At 69.0% G+C, this 17,657-nt stretch carries 18 protein-coding genes and 1 pseudogene; 9 read left to right on the top strand and 10 right to left on the bottom strand.

Going from position 1 to position 17,657, the window contains the following annotated elements; all coding sequences use genetic code 11:
* Window positions 1–11: 11 nt before the first annotated feature.
* From ACIHAO_RS03460 to ACIHAO_RS03450, 3 genes are all read left to right on the top strand, one after another.
* A complete protein-coding gene (locus tag ACIHAO_RS03460; protein WP_396554540.1) occupies window positions 12–1,109 on the top strand; it encodes a C45 family autoproteolytic acyltransferase/hydolase in 1,098 nt (365 codons plus the stop codon).
* The gene (locus ACIHAO_RS03455) at window positions 1,106–2,665 is read left to right on the top strand and encodes an MFS transporter (protein ID WP_396554539.1); all 1,560 of its coding nucleotides are present in this window, start codon (window positions 1,106–1,108) and stop codon (window positions 2,663–2,665) included. The genes ACIHAO_RS03460 and ACIHAO_RS03455 overlap by 4 nt, the downstream gene beginning before the upstream one ends.
* A 177-nt stretch (window positions 2,666–2,842) precedes the next feature.
* The gene (locus ACIHAO_RS03450; protein WP_396554809.1) at window positions 2,843–2,986 is read left to right on the top strand and encodes a hypothetical protein; all 144 of its coding nucleotides are present in this window, start codon (window positions 2,843–2,845) and stop codon (window positions 2,984–2,986) included.
* Here the strand turns inward: ACIHAO_RS03450 and ACIHAO_RS03445 are convergent.
* Window positions 2,968–3,213 (bottom strand): annotated as a pseudogene (locus ACIHAO_RS03445) (nuclear transport factor 2 family protein); the annotation flags it as partial. The gene ACIHAO_RS03450 and the pseudogene ACIHAO_RS03445 overlap by 19 nt on opposite strands.
* Window positions 3,210–3,806 (bottom strand): TetR/AcrR family transcriptional regulator, encoded by a 597-nt coding sequence (locus tag ACIHAO_RS03440; RefSeq protein WP_396554538.1) that lies wholly within the window; start codon window positions 3,804–3,806, stop codon window positions 3,210–3,212. The gene ACIHAO_RS03440 and the pseudogene ACIHAO_RS03445, both read right to left, overlap by 4 nt.
* A gap of 80 nt (window positions 3,807–3,886) precedes the next feature.
* On the opposite strand from ACIHAO_RS03440, the gene lhgO reads away from it, so the two are divergent.
* The gene (gene lhgO / locus ACIHAO_RS03435) at window positions 3,887–5,071 is read left to right on the top strand and encodes an L-2-hydroxyglutarate oxidase (protein ID WP_396554537.1); all 1,185 of its coding nucleotides are present in this window, start codon (window positions 3,887–3,889) and stop codon (window positions 5,069–5,071) included.
* 376 nt (window positions 5,072–5,447) lie between these two features.
* Here lhgO and ACIHAO_RS03430 read toward each other — a convergent pair whose 3' ends face one another.
* The 3 genes from ACIHAO_RS03430 to serS are packed head-to-tail and all read right to left on the bottom strand — an operon-like array spanning window position 5,448 to window position 8,781.
* The gene (locus tag ACIHAO_RS03430; RefSeq protein WP_396554536.1) at window positions 5,448–6,452 is read right to left on the bottom strand and encodes a DUF3558 family protein; all 1,005 of its coding nucleotides are present in this window, start codon (window positions 6,450–6,452) and stop codon (window positions 5,448–5,450) included.
* Window positions 6,453–6,499: 47 nt separating this feature from the next.
* A complete protein-coding gene (locus tag ACIHAO_RS03425) occupies window positions 6,500–7,510 on the bottom strand; it encodes a DUF3558 family protein (RefSeq protein WP_396554535.1) in 1,011 nt (336 codons plus the stop codon).
* A 2-nt stretch (window positions 7,511–7,512) separates the two neighbouring features.
* Window positions 7,513–8,781 (bottom strand): serine--tRNA ligase, encoded by a 1,269-nt coding sequence (gene serS, locus ACIHAO_RS03420; protein ID WP_396554534.1) that lies wholly within the window; start codon window positions 8,779–8,781, stop codon window positions 7,513–7,515.
* A 133-nt stretch (window positions 8,782–8,914) separates the two neighbouring features.
* Between serS and ACIHAO_RS03415 the strand changes: the two genes are divergently transcribed.
* Window positions 8,915–10,198: an aspartate aminotransferase family protein gene (locus ACIHAO_RS03415; RefSeq protein ID WP_125790528.1), complete on the top strand. Its 1,284-nt coding sequence runs from the start codon at window positions 8,915–8,917 to the stop codon at window positions 10,196–10,198.
* Window positions 10,199–10,324: 126 nt separating this feature from the next.
* On the opposite strand, the gene ACIHAO_RS03410 is transcribed toward ACIHAO_RS03415, so the two are convergent.
* Genes ACIHAO_RS03410 through ACIHAO_RS03395 form a run of 4 tightly spaced genes read right to left on the bottom strand, consistent with a single transcriptional unit; the run spans window position 10,325 to window position 13,562 of the window.
* Window positions 10,325–11,230, bottom strand: a complete 906-nt coding sequence (locus ACIHAO_RS03410) for a haloalkane dehalogenase (RefSeq protein ID WP_396554533.1) — start codon at window positions 11,228–11,230, stop codon at window positions 10,325–10,327.
* A 55-nt stretch (window positions 11,231–11,285) separates the two neighbouring features.
* Window positions 11,286–11,738 (bottom strand): DUF350 domain-containing protein, encoded by a 453-nt coding sequence (locus tag ACIHAO_RS03405; RefSeq protein ID WP_101611747.1) that lies wholly within the window; start codon window positions 11,736–11,738, stop codon window positions 11,286–11,288.
* Between the two features lie 48 nt (window positions 11,739–11,786).
* Complete coding sequence (locus tag ACIHAO_RS03400) at window positions 11,787–12,953, bottom strand: glutathionylspermidine synthase family protein (RefSeq protein WP_125790531.1); 1,167 nt, start codon at window positions 12,951–12,953, stop codon at window positions 11,787–11,789.
* Window positions 12,954–13,562 carry a hypothetical protein gene (locus ACIHAO_RS03395; RefSeq protein WP_396554532.1) on the bottom strand — a complete coding sequence of 203 codons (609 nt, stop codon included), beginning with the start codon at window positions 13,560–13,562 and terminating at the stop codon, window positions 12,954–12,956. It lies immediately after the preceding gene.
* Between the two features lie 94 nt (window positions 13,563–13,656).
* On the opposite strand from ACIHAO_RS03395, the gene ACIHAO_RS03390 reads away from it, so the two are divergent.
* The 4 genes from ACIHAO_RS03390 (at window position 13,657) to ACIHAO_RS03375 (ending at window position 16,989) form a co-directional block, all read left to right on the top strand.
* A complete protein-coding gene (locus ACIHAO_RS03390) occupies window positions 13,657–14,661 on the top strand; it encodes a septum formation family protein (protein ID WP_396554531.1) in 1,005 nt (334 codons plus the stop codon).
* Window positions 14,662–14,665: 4 nt separating this feature from the next.
* Window positions 14,666–15,016: a metallopeptidase family protein gene (locus tag ACIHAO_RS03385; RefSeq protein ID WP_007030570.1), complete on the top strand. Its 351-nt coding sequence runs from the start codon at window positions 14,666–14,668 to the stop codon at window positions 15,014–15,016.
* A gap of 214 nt (window positions 15,017–15,230) precedes the next feature.
* Window positions 15,231–16,490, top strand: a complete 1,260-nt coding sequence (locus ACIHAO_RS03380; protein WP_396554530.1) for an MFS transporter — start codon at window positions 15,231–15,233, stop codon at window positions 16,488–16,490.
* 61 nt (window positions 16,491–16,551) lie between these two features.
* Window positions 16,552–16,989 (top strand): hypothetical protein, encoded by a 438-nt coding sequence (locus ACIHAO_RS03375; RefSeq protein ID WP_396554529.1) that lies wholly within the window; start codon window positions 16,552–16,554, stop codon window positions 16,987–16,989.
* Here the strand turns inward: ACIHAO_RS03375 and ACIHAO_RS03370 are convergent.
* Window positions 16,986–17,636: a DUF4232 domain-containing protein gene (locus ACIHAO_RS03370; RefSeq protein ID WP_396554528.1), complete on the bottom strand. Its 651-nt coding sequence runs from the start codon at window positions 17,634–17,636 to the stop codon at window positions 16,986–16,988. The two genes, ACIHAO_RS03375 and ACIHAO_RS03370, sit on opposite strands and share 4 nt — an antisense overlap.
* Between the last annotated feature and the right edge of the window lie 21 nt (window positions 17,637–17,657).

Here is a 17,657-nt window from a genome sequence, read left to right as displayed (position 1 = left end):
ACCCTCCGTCCATGACTTACTCAGCGGGATCTCCCGAAGACTTCCTCGCCGTGCGGCATCTGACGTTGCGCGGCACCCAGGCCGAAATCGGCCAGGCGCTCGGCGCCGAAGCGAAGGCGCGCTCGGACTGGTCGCCACCGCCGATCGATCCGATCGTGGCCAGGGCGCGGCGCACCTGGTTCGCGCGGAACTGGCCGCAGTACGCCGAACGGACGGCCGGGTTCGCCGAGGCCTACGGGCTCCCGGCCGACGCGTCGGTCTCCTTCGACAACGCGAGCGCCCTGCCGGCCGGGTCGGGCTGTTCGGCGCTGTGGACGGGGAGCACGCTCGGCCGGAACTACGACTTCTTCACCATGAGCTGGACCCAGCTGGGCGCGGTGATGGCGGGTGAGGAACCCGTCGACGACGGGACGGTGCCGATGGCGTCCCGGCCCTACGTGCTGACGACGATCCCCGACGACGGCATCGCCTCCACGTCCCTTTCGATGTCCACAATGGACGGTGCGACGGAGGGGGTCAACGAGGCCGGGCTCGTCGTCGCGCTGCTGATGGCCGAAGTCGAAACGGCCGCGCCGCTGGCAGACGATCCCGGTCCGCAGGCGGGCCTGTCGGTCTTGCAGGTGTGCCGGTATCTGCTGGACACCTGCGAAACCGTCGACGAGGCCAAGGAAGCGCTGATGCTCGCCAAGCAGTACACGCACGGCGCGCCCTGCCATTACATCGTCGCCGACGCTTCCGGCCGCGGCTTCGTCCACGAGCGCGGACAGCACGACATCGAGTACTTCGTCGAGGTCGCCGACGGGCCGCTGTGCGTCACGAACCACCTGTTGCACCGTCATCCGGACGTCGACGCGCTGCCCGAGGACACACCGGACACCATGCGCACCTACGAGCGGCTTCGCACCATCACCAAGGAAGCGGACGGCGGGCCGCGCGACGCGCTCGACGCGGTGTCCTTCCCGGTCGAGCCCGGCGCGCCGTGGCGGACGTTGTGGCGCAGCGTCCTCGACCCGGCGGCCCGCACCCTGAGCACCCGGTTCTATCTGGGCGACGGCGACAACGGCACCGCGCGGCACTCGCCGGAACTCACCTTCGGCGTGTCGAGGTGAACAACGCGGCGACCATCGGGAAGGGCCGCAAGATCGGCACCGTCGTGGTCTGCGTGCTGGCGCAGCTGCTGATCGCGATCGACCTGACCGTGCTGCACCTGGTGCTGCCGTCGCTTTCGGAGCAGATGCACCCGTCGACCACGGAACTGCTGTGGATCGCGGACGCGTACGGTTTCGCGCTCGCCGGGCTGCTGATCACGATGGGCAACATCGGCGACCGCGTCGGCCGGAAGAAGCTGCTGCTCATCGGGGCGTCGCTGTTCGGTGTCGCTTCGGTGATCACGGCGTACGCGCCGACGACGGAACTGCTGATCGCCGCCCGCGCGCTGCTCGGGATCGCCGCCGCGACACTGATGCCGTCGACGCTGTCGATCGTGCGGAACGTGTTCACCGGCAAGGAACGCGCGGCCGTCATCGGCGTTTCGAGCGGGCTGACGATCCTCGGTTTCGGCATGGGACCGCTCGTCGGCGGGGTGCTGCTCGAACATTTCTGGTGGGGTTCGGTGTTCCTGGTCAACGTGCCGGTGGTGGTGGTCATGGTGATCGCCGGCGCGCTGATCCTGCCGGAATCGAAGAATCCGGGGTCCCATCGGATCGACGTGCCCAGCGTGCTGCTCTCCCTCGTCGGCATGGTCGGGATCGTCTACACGATCAAGGAAGTCGCGTACAAGGGCTGGGGACACTGGGACGTCGCGGTCGCCGCCGTGCTCGGCCTCGGCTGCCTGCTGGCGTTCGTCCTGCGGCAGCCGCGGCTGGCCGAACCGCTGATGGACCTGCGGCTGTTCGCGCAGCGGGCGTTCTCGGCGACCGTCGGCACCACGATCCTGGCGATGTTCGCGCAGCTCGCGGTCTCGCTGATGTTCGCGCAGTACCTGCAGCTGGTGGCGGGCTGGTCACCGCTGAAGGCCGGGCTCGCCGGGCTGCCGGGGATGGGCGGCGCGATCGTCGGCGGGGTGCTCGCGCCACTGGCGATCAAGGCCTTCGGCCGCGCCGCCACGATCGCGCTCGGCTGTGCCCTGTCGGCGGTCGGCTTCGCGTTGTACTCGAGCATCGGCGTGACGATCGTCTACACGGACCTGCTCGCCGCGATGATCGTCTTCGGCGTGGGGCTGGCGCTGATCCTCACCGTCGCGACGGACACGGTGCTCGGCGTCGTGCCGAAGGCCAGGGCGGGCGCGGCGTCGGCGATTTCCGAGACGTCGACCGAACTCGGCGGCGCGCTGGGGATCGCCGTCCTCGGCAGTGTGCTCGGCGCGCTGTACCGGAACGAACTCGTCGTCCCGGCGGGCGTGCCGCCGGAGGCTTCGGCGGCGATCTCGGACACCCTCGGCGGTGCCGTCCAGGTCGCGGCACAGCTGCCGCCCGAGCAAGGCGCGCTGGTCCTGGCCACCGCCAAACTGGCGTTCGTCGACGGGTTGCAGGTGACGATGCTGTGCTCGGCGGGGCTGATGGCGTTGCTGGCGGTGAGCGCGTTGTTCAGCCTGCGTGGGGTGCCGAAGGTCCTCGAAGACCCTGAAGAGGCTTCGGCTGCTACGCCGGTTCCCGCGGCGGTGTGAAATGTCATGAACGACTCTTTCCTGACGTTTTTCGTCAGGAAAGAGTCGTTCATGACACTCGTCAGCGAGGCCCGGCCAACGGAACCGCCCGCTTGTCGCCGGACCGCACCATGGCCAGCAGGGGTTTCGCGGCCACTGCCAGTAGCCGGGCCGCGAAGGTGCGGCCATTGCGGCGCGATGTCCGGGCCGAAGGCGTCCATCAGCGCGACGAGCCCCGGCAGCGGCCGCACGAACAGTGTCACTTCGGCGATGAGCCCGGCGTCGTCGAGTTTCAGCACCGCCGCCTCTTCGACGTCCTCGCCGCCGATGCGCGCGGTGTAGACGACGACCCGCGTCTCACCGTCGCCGGTGTCGGTGTGGAACCGGACGTCGCGCAGATGCGAGTAGGCGACTTCCAGCAGTGGCCTGAGCTCCGCGTGCCCGGTGAACCGGACCCGGTCGGTCAGCGGCGAACGCACCACGGCGTCCGGCGCGAAGGCGCTCAGCCCGAGTTCGACGTCGCGGGTCTCGAGTGCCCGGCGGTATCGCTCGGTGGTGTCGGTGCTCATACGTCCTCCTGGATCAGGTTCCCCAGTCCGCGCCACAACAGATCCGTCGTGAGCGCGACGACTTGCTCCCGCGGGATGTCGCGGTTGCTCCACCACCAGGTGGCGATGGCGTTCAGCGCACTTTTCGCCGCTTCGGCGAGCGCTTCGTTCGCGCGGTCGCGCGGCAGGTCCGCGGTCAGCGCGAGGCCGGGCACGCGGGCGAACACCTCGGTCAGCCGTCCGGTGGCCCTGGCCTGCCCGCGCCGGTGCACCTCGGCGACGCCCTCGTCGGACGGCGTCTCGGCGAAGATCATCCGCCAGCCGCGTTCGTTCGTCTCCATCCAGGCGAAGATCGCCGCCACCCGGCCGCGCAGCAACTCCTCGGCGGTGCCCGCGAGCGGCAACTCCGCCCAGCCCGCCAGCAGACTGTCCACTTCGGACTCAAGGAGTCCGGCGTACAGCGCCGCCTTGGACGGGAAATGGTCGTAGAGCACGGGCGTGCTGATCCCCGCGGCCGTCGCGACCTCGCGCATCCCGGCCAGGTCGTACCCGGACGCGGCGAACACCCGCGCCGCCGCGGCCAGGATGCGTTCCCGGCGTTCGTCCCTGCTCAACCGCTTACCTGACATCGGTCAGGTACGCTACCAGTTAACCTAACGATTGTCAGGTAGCGCTCCGGGTAGCCTGGTCGATCGTGCGTACTGTCGTAGTGATCGGAGGCGGGATCGTCGGTCTCGCCACCGCCTGGGAGCTGACCAAACGCGGTCTGGACGTCACGGTGCTCGAAAAGGAGGACCACTGGGCGGCCCACCAGACCGGGCACAACTCGAACGTCGTGCACGCGGGGCTCTACTACAAGCCGGGTTCCTTCAAAGCCAGGATGTCCACCGCGGGCAACCGGTCCATTGTGGACTTCGCGCGGCAGTACGGGGTGCCGGTCGAGGTATGCGGCAAACTCGTCGTCGCCACCTCCGAAGCGGAGCTTCCGGCGCTGAAGGTGCTCGCCGAACGGGCCGAGGCCAACGGTGTCCCCGCCAAGCTGATCGGCCCGAGCGAAGCCCGCGAGTACGAACCCGAGGTCTCCTGCGTCGCCGCGCTGCGCGTGGAATCCACCGGCATCATCGACTTCCCCGCCGTCTGCACCGCACTCGTGCGGCTGCTCGACGAATCCGACGCCGACCTGCGGCTCGGCACGCCCGCGCTGGGGATCCGCCCCGGCCGCACCGGCGGCGTCGAGGTGGCGACCGGCGACGACGTGATCCACGCCGACGGCCTCGTCAACTGCGCGGGCCTGCACGCGGACCGCGTCGCACGGCTCGCCGGGCTCACCCCGAGCGCGCGGATCGTGCCGTTCCGCGGCGAGTACTACGAACTGAAACCCGAACGCCGCCATCTGGTGCGCGGCCTGATCTATCCGGTCCCGGACGCGTCGCTGCCGTTCCTCGGCGTGCACCTGACCCGCATGCTCGACGGCAGTGTGCACGCCGGCCCCAACGCCGTGCTCGCGTTGCGCCGCGAGGGCTACACCTGGCGCGACTTCTCCGCGAAGGACCTCGCCGAAGTCGCCCGCTTCCCCGGCGTCTGGCGGCTCGCGCGCAAATACGCGTACCCGACCGGGCTCGACGAGGTCCGCCGGTCGTTCTCCCGCCGCCGCTTCGCCGAAAGCCTCGCGCGGCTCGTCCCCGCCGTCACCGAGGACGACATCGTGCGGCACGGCTCCGGCGTCCGCGCGCAGGCACTGCGCCCGGACGGCGCGCTCGTCGACGACTTCCTGATCGAGACCGCGCGGAACCAGGTGCACGTCCTCAACGCGCCCTCACCGGCGGCGACCAGCGCGCTGGAGATCGCGAAGCACATCGCCGACGAGGTGACGGACTAGCTTTTCGCGTGACCGGAAGGCGATCTCGCGATCTCGCCAAAGTGACCTGGCACCTGAGTGATCGAGTGGTAGGGACGGTCATTGAGGGGTAAGGCAAAGGTGGCGTCAGTTCGGGGTGTGTGGAAATAGGGACGTTGAATGTCCCTATTTCCACACACCCCTTTCGGAACAGGTGTTCACACAGGACCTGTCACGCTGGACTGTGTGGATTTCGGGACATCTGACGTCCCGAAATCCACACAGTGAGGATCGCGATCCGACAGCGGGACCAGTCACCGGCACCGCCTCACCCACGCCACCTCCGCCTTACCTCTCACTAGACGGCGATCACGCGTGATCGAAGGCCGAACTCGCGTGATCAGGCGGCGAACTCGCGCTAGGACGAGGGCGGCAGGTTCCCGTTCAGCATCGGAACGGCGGCCTTGATCACGTCGCACGCCTTCGCGGGATCGTCGAGGTTGCCCGCGATGATCGCCACTGTCGACGTCGGGGTGATCGCGAGCCCCGCGGCGCACAGCTTGCTGCCCGACTGGGTGTAGAGCTTCCACTTGCGGTCACCGGAGTCGAAGTCCTGGGGTTCGCCCTGCGTGATCAGCGTCGGAGTCTCGTCCATCGGCTTCGTCGTGTAGAACCACAGGTCGAGCGCCTTCTCGCCCTTGTCGCCGTCCGTGTCGGCCCACTCGCAGCCGAACTGGTTCGGGTCGGCGCTGGACTTCATCGGCTCACCCGTGGGTCCGAGCCGCAGCTGGGCGGTCTGTTCGGGCTTGAGCATGGCGCACGGGTCGGTGGTCAGGAGCGGTCCACCCGGCTCGGCGGGCTTCTGTCCCGGCGGGGCGGTGATCTGCGGGTCCTGCTGCCCGCCCGGCAGCTTCGACGCCACTGCCGGGGCCGCCGCCTTGGCGAGGTCGCAGGAGTTGCCCTCGGTGTGGTCGGGGCTCTCGCTGGCGATCTCCACGAAGGAGTCGGGGGTGATTTCGGTGCTCAGCGAGCAGTACGTCGGGCCGAGGATGGTGGCGTACCGCGTCCAGGTGAAACCGCCGATCCCGAACTTCTCCCCGGCCTGCGCGCCGCTCATGTAGTCGTTCAAGGACAGGTCCTTGCTCAACGACACCTCGAGGTTCGACGCCTTGCGCACGTCCTCCAGTTTCCGGAACCGGCAGACCGCGGGCATGTTCCGCTCGGGTTTCGCGGCGCGCTCCTCACCGGGGTACGTGACACCCAGCGCGTTCGCGTGCTCCTGCGTCAGCAGCTCGCACGGCTCGGCCTTCGTGTTCACCGGTCCCTGTCCGGGCACCGGCGAGGCCGTACCGCCGATCGTCGACGTGCAGCCGCCGAGCGCCAGCACGACCAGCCCGATCGCGAGCGAATTCCGAAACCGCATGCGTCCCCTCCTCATCGGCTCGCACACTACTTGTGCGCGGCCGCCGTTCACGAACCGGCGGGCAACGCCGCGCTCACCGTCGGCAGCGCGGCCCGCAGCAGGTCACAGGCTTTCGTCTCGTCGTCCCAGTGGCCGCTGGAGACCTTCACGGTGGACGTCCCGCTGATCGGCAGCGCGGCCGTGCAGTACCTCGCGGTGGCTTCGAACCGGACCGTCCACTTGCGACCACCGAGGTCGATCTCCTCGGGGGTGCCTTCGAGACCGGCGACGTCGGCGACGGCCGTCGCAAGGAAGAGCGTCACGGTGAGCGGACGCTGCCCCTTGTCGCCGTCGGAGTCCTTCCACGAGCAGCCCTTGTCCTCGGGATTCGCGAGCTCGGCCGGGGCGATGGGGGTTCCCGGGGCGATGGCCAGCTTCGCGGCCTCGTCCGGCTTCAGCAGCGCACAGGGATCGACCTGCGGCAACGGCCCGGACGGTTCGGGCTTCTTCTGCCCCGGCGGCGCGACGATCTTCGGATCCGGCTCGCCACCGGGCAGCCTCGACGCGATCGCGGGGGCCGCGGCGAGCGCGAGATCGCAGGCCGTCGCTTCGGGCGCGCCCGTCTGGGTCTCGCTGCCGAGCTCGACGAACGACGCCGGCCCGAGTTCGGTGCTGAGGGAGCACGCGGTCGGGCCGAGCGGGGACGCGTAGCGCGTCCAGGTGAAACCGCCGATGCCGAACTTCTCCCCCGGCAGGGCGCCGGCGTAGAAGTCGTTCAGCGGGATGTCGACGCTGTGCGTGATCGAAAGGGACACCCCGCGCGGCGAATCGTCGCGTTCGGACAGCAGGCACATCGGCGGGAGCAGCTGGGCCTTGTTGCCCTTGGTCTCGACGCCGGGCACCTTGAGGGCCAGCGCGTCGGCGTGTTCCGTGCTGAGCAACGAGCACGGCGCCGCCTTGGCGGGCACCGGCCGGTGGCCGGGCACCGGCGACGCCGTACCCGAGATCGTCTCGGCACATCCGCCGAGCAGCAGGACCGCCGCGAGGAGCGCGGTGAGCGGCTTGCTGCGGCGGTTCATGCCTACTTCGATGCCGGCGTGAGCACCTCGGTTCCGCCGAGGAAGGGACGAAGCGCCTCCGGCACCCGGACCGAGCCGTCTTCGAGCTGGTGGTTCTCCAGGATCGCGACGATCCACCTGGTGGTGGCGAGCGTGCCGTTCAGCGTGGCGACGGTCTGCGGGCGGCCGTCGGCGTCGCGGTAGCGGATGCCGAGTCGGCGGGCCTGGAACGTCGTGCAGTTCGACGTCGAGGTCAGCTCGCGGTAGGTGTCCTGCGACGGCACCCACGCCTCGCAGTCGAACTTCCGGTACGCGGACGTGCCGAGGTCGCCGGTGGCGGTGTCGATCACCCGGTACGGGACCTCGATCTTGGCGAGCATCTGCTCTTCCCAGTCCAGCAGGCGCGCGTGCTCGGCTTCGGCGTCCTCGGGACGCGTGTAGACGAACATCTCGACCTTGTCGAACTGGTGGACGCGGATGATGCCGCGGGTGTCCTTGCCGTACGAACCGGCCTCGCGGCGGTAGCAGGAAGACCAGCCCGCGTAGCGCTTCGGCCCCTTCGCCAGGTCGAGGATCTCGTCGGCGTGGTAGCCGGCGAGCGGGACCTCGGAGGTGCCGACGAGGTACAGGTCGTCGTCGCGCAGCCGGTAGACCTCCGACGAGTGCGCGCCGAGGAAACCGGTGCCCGCCATGATCTCCGGCCGCACCAGGGTCGGCGTGATCATCGGGGTGAACCCGTTCGCGGTCGCCTGCGCGACGGCCATGTTCAGCAGACCGAGCTGCAACTGGGCGCCGATGCCGGTGAGGAAGTAGAACCGCGAGCCCGAGACCTTCGCGCCGCGCTCCATGTCGAGCGCGCCGAGGCCCTCGCAGAGTTCGAGGTGGTCCTTCGGCTTGAAGTCGAACTTCTTCGGCTCGCCGACGTGCTTGAGCACGACGTAGTCGTCCTCGCCGCCTTCGGGCGCGTCGGGGTGGACCAGGTTCGGCACCAGCCGGTGCAGCTGCTCGAACTCCTCCGAAGCCTCGGTCTGCTCGACCTCGGCCGTCTTGACCTGGGCGGCGAGATCCTTCGCCTTGGCGAGCAGCCCGGCCCGCTCGTCGCCCTGTGCCTTGGGGATGAGCTTGCCCAGCGACTTCTGCTCGGCACGCAGCTTGTCGGCGGCGGCGATGGACGACCGGCGGCGGGAGTCGAGGGAGAGCAGCTTGTCGACCACTCCTTCGTCCTCGCCACGGGCGCGCTGCGAAGCGCGCACGACGTCCGGGTCATCGCGCAGAGTCCTGGGGTCAATCACGAGTGCTGAGAGTAGTCCGTGCGAGCCGCACAAAATGTGCGGGTCCGCGCGGATAACCCGACAGTCTGATCGTTGCCGCCCGTTTCGGGCCGTCCCCATACTGAGATCTCCCTGCTGCGGACGGAGAAACCCGATGACCGATGCGGACCTGCTGGCGCGGCACAAGGCGGTACTGCCGTCCTGGCTGGCGCTCTACTACGACGAGCCGATCGAGATCGTGCACGCGCAGGACCGCCGGGTCATCGACTCGTCCGGGCGCACCTACCTCGACTTCTTCGCGGGCATCCTGACGAACTCGATGGGCTACGACGTCTCGGCGATCAGCGACGCCGTGCGCAAGCAACTCGACACCGGCATCCTGCACACGTCGACGCTGTACCTGATCCGCTCGCAGGTCGAACTGGCCGAGCGCATCGCGAAACTCTCCGGCATCCCCGACGCGAAGGTGTTCTTCACCAACTCCGGGACCGAAGCCAACGACACCGCGCTGATGCTCGCCACCCAGTACCGGCGCAGCAATCAGGTGCTGGCGATGCGGAACTCGTACCACGGCCGGTCGTTCGCGACGGTCGGCATCACCGGCAACCGCGGCTGGTCGGCGTCGTCGCTCAGCCCGGTGAAGGTGAGCTACGTGCACGGCGGCTACCAGTACCGCAGCCCGTTCCGTGCGCTGTCGGACACGGAGTACATCGACGCGTGCGTCGCGGACCTGGTCGACGTCCTGGAGACGGGCACCTCAGGCGACGTCGCCTGCATGATCGCCGAGCCGATCCAGGGCGTCGGCGGGTTCAGCTCGCCGCCGGACGGCCTGTTCAAGGCGATGAAGGAGGTTCTCGACCAGTACGGGATCCTGTTCATCTCCGACGAGGTCCAGACCGGCTGGGGACGGACCGGGGAACACTACTGGGGGATCCAGGCGCACGACGTCGTTCCCGACGCGATGACCTTCGCCAAGGGCCTCGGCAACGGGCTCGCGATCGGCGGTCTCGTGGCACGCGGCGACCTCGTCGACTGCCTCACCGCGAACTCGATCTCGACCTTCGGCGGCAACCCGGTCGCGATGGCGGGCGCGGCCGCGGTCCTCGACCACATCGCCGACCACGACCTCCAGGCCAACGCGCTCGCCCGCGGCAACGAACTGCTCGGCGGCCTGCGCGCGGCGGGGAACCCGCTGATCGGGGACGTGCGCGGCAAGGGGCTGATGATCGGCGTCGAACTGGTCGAGCCGGGCGGCATGAAGCCGAACCCGGGGGCCGCGGCGCGGATGATGGAGGAGACCAAGGCGCGCGGACTGCTGATCGGCAAGGGCGGGCTGCACGGCAACGTGCTGCGGATCGCGCCGCCGATGACGCTCACCGCGGAAGAGGCGGCGGAGGGCCTCGGGATCATCACCGACGCGCTGGCCGCCATCTCCTGACAAGTGAGATGAAAGGCCCCTTCATTGCAAATTTGCAATGAAGGGGCCTTTCATCTCACGCGCCCGATGCTAGGAAAGGACCGTTCCTTGCGAAATTTGCAAGGAACGGTCCTTTCCTGGCGTTCGTCAGGAGTTCACGAAGCGGGCGATGACCTCGCCCAGCCGTCCACCGGCGTCCTCCTGGAGGAAGTGACCGGCGCCGGTGATCGTCGGATGCTCGAGCTCCCGGGCGCCGCGCATCGAGCCCCGCAGTTCGAGGCCCCACGGCGCGGTGATCGGGTCGCCGTCGGAGAACGACACCAGGAACGGCTTGTTCAGTTCGGCGAGCACCTTCGCCGCGGCGCGGTTGGCCGCCGAGGCCGGGTCGTCCGGGGTGATCGGCACCAGCGACGGCATCGCCCGCGGCGCGGCCTTGTACATCTCGTTCGGGAAGGGCGCGTCGTAGGCGGCGCGGACGTCTTCCGGGAGCTTGGTCTGGCAACCCGACTGGACGAACCGCCCGACGTCGAGGACCTGGGCGTTCTCGACGGTGTCGCGGAACCTGTGCCAGAGCTCCGGCATGTCCGTGTCGCCGGTGGGGAGGCCGGTGTTGGCCGCGACGACCCTGGCGAACCGGTCGGGGTTCTCGGCGACCAGGCGCAGGCCGATCAGGCCGCCCCAGTCCTGGCCGACCAGGGTGACGTCGGTCAGGTCGAGCACGTCGAAGGCGAACGCGCGCATCCATTCGACGTGCCGCTGGTAGGTGTGGTCGACCATGTCGCCGGGTTTGTCGGACCGGCCGAAGCCGACCAGGTCGGGCGCGATGGCGCGCAGCCCGGCGTCGGCGAGCACCGGGATGACCTTGCGATAGAGATACGACCAGGTCGGCTCGCCGTGCAGCAGGAGGACGGGTGGCCCGTCCTCGGGTCCGGCCTCCACGTAACCCACTCTGATCACGCCGCCGTGAAGGTCGACGAGTTCCGCGTAGCGCGGTTCGAAGTCGAAATCGGGCAGGTCCGAGAACCGGTCGTCCGGTGTCCTTAAAAGGCGCACGACTCCCACGTTAGTGGGAATCGTGCGCCTATGCCGCTTTCAAGTGGTCAAGAAGTCACGAGATGCCGACGGCCACGACCAGGCCGAGGGCCAGGTGCGCGGCCGCGACCACGACGCTGACCGGTGCGAACTTCTCGCTCTCGATGGTCGAGCGGACGTCGATGCGGGTCGCCCACTCCAGCAGCCGGACGGCCAGCACCTGCACGACGATGCCGAGCAGGCCGTAGACCAGCGACGTGATGAGGCCCTCGGTCAGGTCGCTGGCGGAGTTCGCGATCGCCACGACGACGATGAACGCCATCGACAGCAGGCCCGACGCGGTGACGATGACCGCGTTCGGCAGGCCGCGGCTGACCAGCTGGGCCAGCTTGCCGGGCGTGGTCCAGTCGATCGCCCAGAACCCGGCGAACATCAGCAGCAGACCGACGACGCCGTACAGCAGGATCGCGCCGATCCCTCGCACGAGGTCGGAGCCGAACGTGTCGGACAGCGCAAGGGTGGTGGTCACAGGGGTTCTCCAGAAGTCAGGAATGTCAGGTTTGTGCGGTTGCTTCTATCACGACTCGACGATGCGATGCGGGACGAACGCCGCACCGTCGTCTGTGACGAGTCCTGCCGTCTCACGGATGCCGAGGCCGGCGGCCTGGTCCCCGACGATCCACGCGCCGAGCGCGGGCCGGTAACCCTGGAACTCCGGAAGCGGGTCGAACGCCTGGTAGACGAACCCTTCCGCGCCGTAGACGCCATCGGTCTGCGTCTCGTACCCGGTGGCGACGATCTGCACGTTCGCGCCCTCGCGGCCGAGTTTCGGCTTGCGGACGTACTCGGTCAGCAGACCGGGGTCGTCGGCGAAGGCGGGCAGCAGGTTCGGGTGCCCCGGGTAGTTCTCCCACAGGAGCGCGAGCAGCGTCTTGTTGGAGAGGATCATCTTCCACAGCGGCTCGACCCACAGCGTGCGCGGCATGGTCTCGACGGCGAAGCGGCCGAACTCCTCGTCGACCACCCATTCCCACGGGTAGAGCTTCACCACGGTCGCCATCTGCGCTTCTTCGAGGTCGACGAACCGCTTGAGCACCGGGTCCCAGCCGATCTCCTCGATCGACAGGCCGACCGTGTCGAGGCCGGCTTCGGCCGCGGTCTCCTGCAGGTACGCCGTCGTCACGTGGTCCTCACCGGACGGATCGGCGGACGACCAGGTGAAGTGCAGTTCGTTCGAGGGCAGCTTGTCGGCGAGTTCGGCCCAGCGCTCGACCAGCTTTTCGTGGATCGAGTTCCACTGGTCGTCCTCGGGGAAGACCGAGGTCTTCCAGTGCCACTGCAGCACCGCGGCCTCGAGCAGCGAGGTCGGGGTGTCGGCGTTGTACTCGAGCAGCTTCGCCGGGCTCTTGCCGTCGTAGCGCAGGTCGAAACGGCCGTAGACGTGCGGATCCTGCCGCTTCCACGACTCCGCGATATGCGGCCAGACCCACTCGGGGATGCCGAAGCGGTGGTACTGCTCGGTGGTCACCACGTTGTCGACGGCTTCGAGGCACATCGAGTGCAGCAGCTCCACGTCCGCCTCGACGGACAGGATCTCGTCCATGTCGAAGACGTAGTGGACCGACTCGTCCCAGTACGGCCGGGACTTGCCGGCGCCGTCACGGGCGGGGGTGCCGAAGACCAGGCCCTGTTCTTCGACGATGTTCTGCCAGTCCCGCCGGGGCGGCTTGGAATCCCGGTACACCTACGAGCCCCCGCTCTTGCCGCTGCTGCCACTCTTGCCGCTGATGCCGAACCCGCCGCGCTGGACGGACTTGCCCGACTTGGTGCTGACGTTGGCCCCCGGCGGCGCGGTGTACGAACCGCCGGACACGCGCTGCCCGATCTGGCCGGTGCCGCCGTAGTTGTAGCGGTAGCTCTGCATCGGGCCACCGAAACCGCCGATGGGGAGGAAGAAGAACCCACCGCTGACGTAACCGCCCTGCGACCGGACGTAGTTCTCGTCGCAGTTCCGGTCGTCCTGGACGATCTCCGTGTCCTTGGCGGCACAGACCGCCGTGACCTCGTCCGGCTTCGCGACCGTGTAGAACGTCGCGACCAGACCCACCAGACCGACCGTCACACCGGTGCCGATCAGGATCTTCTTCTTGGTCGAAGACTTCTTCTCGGCGGCGCGAGCGGCTTCGGCTTCAAGCACCTCTTGGCGTTCCTGCTCCGCCAGTGCCTGCTGCCGTGCCCGCTGCTCGGCCAGCGAAGGCTGGCGCGCCTGCGTGCTGTCGTCCTGGAAGCGCATCGAGCCGCGCCTCGGCGGCTCCTGGGGCGGCTGTGCCCCCTGGTTGTCATCCTGCGTCATCGAAGCTCCGTAAATCGCCCTCGCCACGAACCCGTGTCCAACACTAACCACCCGGTACGCGCACCTTACGTGCGGCGCGGGCATCATGGAGTGGATGTCTCAACAGGCCGAGCGGTTCCGTGACCCGCGAAACGCGCTGAGCACCCTGCGCACCCGGCTCGTCATGGCCGGTGTGTTCGCGGGCGCGATCATCGCGCTTTCGCTGAGTGTGGCGTTCTCGTGGAATGTGGGCCCGGAGGGCGGTGCGGGCGGCGGCCCTCCGAAGCTGTCCCCCGCCGCGGTCGAAGCGTTCCAATCTCCCCCGGGCACCTGCCTGACCTGGAACAACCCGGACGCCACCGACGCGCGGCGCGTGCCGTGCGGGGAGGCGCACCTGTTCGAGGTCACCAGCATCGTCGACATCGGCGCACAGTACCCGCCGGGGGTACCCAGCCCGAACCTGGAGCAGTGGCAGGAGATCTCTCGCTCCCGTTGCACCATCGACGTCAAGCCGTATCTCGGCCGCAACCTGGATCCTTACGGCAAGCTGACCATGAACCTGCTCCGGCCGACGCCCGCGCAGTGGGCGGACGGTGACCGGCAGTTGCGCTGCGGCCTGCAATGGGCGGGTCAGGGCGGCAAGCTCCAGCCGACCAAGGGGCCGGCGAAGGAGCAGAACCAGTCGGCGGTGTGGGAGCCGGGCACGTGCCTCGCGCTGCTCAACAACAGCTTCGGCGACCCGATCGACTGCGCCCAGCCGCATTCGTACGAGATGATCGCGACGATCGACCTCAAGACGAAGTTCAAGGACGGCTACCCGTCGCACGAGCAGCAGAACACCTGGCTCGACACCGAATGCTCGACGGCCGCGCAGGACTACACCGGCAACGCGGATTTGGCGGCGAAGAAGCTCATCCTCAGCTGGGACGTCCGCGAGCAGGAGAGCTGGGACGCCGGGTCGACGCTGGTGAACTGCAAGGTCGCGGCGGTCCTGCCGGACGACAAGGGGCTCGCACCGGTCACCGGGAGCGTGAAGGTCGGCAAGGGCGACGCCCCGCCGCCGGAGAGCGGCCAGACGAGCCCGCCGTCGTCCTCTTCGGCCCCGAAGACCGGAGGGTGAGCCCGTGCCCGTCGAGATGACCCAGCAACGCTTCGAAGAGCTGGTTTCGGAGGCACTGGACGAGCTCCCGCCCGAATTCGCGGACGCCATGGACAACGTCGTGGTACTCGTGGAGGAGTTCAACGAGGAGTCGCCCACGATCCTCGGGCTCTACCACGGGGTCGCCCTGACGGAGCGGACCCACGAATACGGCGGGGTGCTGCCGGACCGGATCTCGATCTACCGGCGCCCGCTGCTGCAGATGTGCGACACCGAGGAGGACGTCGTCGAGGAGGTGCTGATCACGGTGGTCCACGAGGTCGGCCACCATTTCGGCATCGACGACGCGCGGCTGCACGAACTCGGCTGGGGCTGAGCCGGTGGACGGGCGATAGCAAAGGTCCCTTGCTCCCCCGCGGCGGATTCCGCGCCGGAGGTGGCATGGTCGGTGATTTTTGTGCGTCGGGCACCAAGGGTTCTTCGGATTCTTAACTCGGTGTAACAACCCCGCCACTTTGGGCGACAGCCCCGCTAAACTTTTCGACACGTTGTCGTCGGCCGGCGCCGGCGAATGCCTGGGGAGGCGGTGCATGGCCGAGTCGACGGCGCGCAGGAGGGGTGACCGCCGGTTGCGCTGGCTGCTCGCCTCCAGTGCGGCGTCGAACCTCGGCGACGGGATCGGCAAGGTCGCGTTCCCGCTGCTCGCGGTCACCCTGACCCGCGATCCGCTGCTCATCGCCGGCCTCTCCGCGACCCAGTTCCTGCCGTGGCTGCTGTTCGCGCTCCCGGCGGGCGCGCTCCTCGACCGGATCGACCGGCGGCGCGCGATGATCCTCGCGAACAGTGCCCGCGCGGTGGTCGTCGGCGGGACGGCCGTCCTGGTCGCGGCGGGCGGGGTGACGATCTGGGCGGTCTATGCCGCCGCCCTGCTCATCGGCGTCGCGGAGGTGGTCGCCGACAGCGCCGCGAACGTGCTCATCCCGGCGGTCGTCGGCAAGGAATCCCTCGACAGCGCGAACAGCAAGCTCCAGGCCTGCGAGATCGTCGGCCAGACCTTCCTCGGCGGGCCGGTCGGCAGCGCCACCTTCGCGCTCTTCGCGACGTTCCCGTTCTTGCTCAACTCGGTGGGTTTCGCGATCGCGGCGGCCGTGCTGATCGGCCTCGCCGGAAGCTACCGCCCGAAGGCCGCGGAAGGCGGCGCCACCGACCTTCGCGCCGAGCTGGCGGAAGGTTTCCGCTGGTTGAAGGGCAACCGGCTGGTCCTGCGCCTGGTCGTCATCGCCGGGCTGATCAGCCTGGTCAGCGAGCTCGCGCAGGCGCAGCTGGTGCTGTACGCGATCGAGTACCTGCGTCTCAGCGAAGCGGCCTTCGGGCTCTTCGCGTTCGTCGGCGGCATCGGCGGCCTGCTCGGCGCGGCCGTCGCCCCGCGGCTGGTCAAGGCGACCGGTCGGCGCGCGGTGCTCCTCGGGGGCACGGCCTGCTGCGGCGCGGCGTTCACCGGCATGGGGCTGACGGCTTCGCCGGTGGCGGGCGCGGCATTGTTCGGCCTGTTCGCGGCGGCCGTCGTCGCGGTGAACATCGTGCTCGGGACGGCGCGGCACACCCTCGTCCCCGGCGAACTGCTCGGCCGGGTCCTCGGCGTATGGCGCACCGTCGTCTGGGGTGCGATCCCGATCGGCGCCCTGCTCGGCGGCGTCCTCACCCACGCCCTCGGTTCCCCTGCCCGGACCTTCCTCACGTCCGGGCTGCTGCTGTTCGGCGTAGCCGGTTTCGCAGTCGTCTCGTTACGCCGAGGAGCCTTCGATGACGAATCGGCCACGGAGGTACGGGTTCTCCACCAAGACCGGTGAAAACAAAGGACTTTGGTGCTGAAATAGCCCATCACCGCCACTGGTGACGGGGAGGTCCGCGATGCAGCAGACACTGGTGCCGGAGGCCGGCGTGGGGACGACAGAACCTTCCAGACGCCCGCAAGTGCTCACCGCGGTCGCCGGTTTCGTGATCGGTGGCGGCGTGATCGGCATGCTGTGGGCGCTCTCGGGCGTCAACGCGGGAGCCCTCGAAGACGCGCAGGACGCGTGCCGGGCACTGGCCAGGGTCGGCACGATCCCGGACACCACCGAATCCGCGCCCGGCGAACGGACCGTCGCCGTACTGGCCCCCGAAGTCCTGCACCGGATGACGGCCGCCCGCGAACTCTCCGCCGCGGCGGCCGCCGCACACGACACCTACCGGCCGCTGGCCGACCACATCGACGGCGTCAGCCGGATGGTGTTCAGCCTGCACTTCAACCAGATCGCCGGGCATCGGCATCTGGCGCAGGCCGAACAGCTCTGCACCCAGCTCTAGCCCTTGTGGACGGTCCTGACGGTCAGCTGGTTGCCGGGGATCTTCCCCGCGCAGCCGAGGCCCTGCACCGGCACGAAGTTCGACGCCGTCTCCTGCGGCAGGTACACCCGCAGCCCTCGGGTCTCGGTGGGCTTGCAGACCGCCTCGTCGTAGTTGCGGACGTTCACGAAGCCGACGTCCGCGACCGCGCTCTCGCCGTTGCCGAGCTGGACCGGCGCGCCCTTGTCGCCGTCGCGGAACGCGGCCTCACCGACCTGGTGGCCGTCCGCGCCGGTCACGTACGAGACGCCGGGGAAGCCCTGGATGGTGCACGAGTGCCCGCTCGCGTTGGTGATGACGAGCTTCCGGTACACCGTGCCGGCGGCGGCGTCACTGTCCTTGACCGACAGTTTGACGTCGCCCGCCTTGCAGAGCCCGTCGTTCTTCGGTGCCTGCGCGGGCGGCTGGACCGGTTGGGGGGACGGCGCCGGGCTCGACGAGCTCGCGCTGGGCGCGGCCGAGGTGTCCGGCGCCGAAGTGGACGGTGACGCGGACGTGTTCTGTGCGACGGGCGCGCTCTCCGAGCCGCAGGCGCTGAACAGCAGGAGTCCGGCGGTACCCGCGACGAGACCGCCGATGGAGATCATTTTCGAACGAGCCATGGTCATTCGCCTCCCTGTCGTCGAACT

The sequence above is a fragment of the Amycolatopsis sp. NPDC052450 genome, from assembly GCF_044547565.1.
Lineage (GTDB): Bacteria > Actinomycetota > Actinomycetes > Mycobacteriales > Pseudonocardiaceae > Amycolatopsis.
This window is presented reverse-complemented; position numbering and strand designations above follow the sequence as displayed.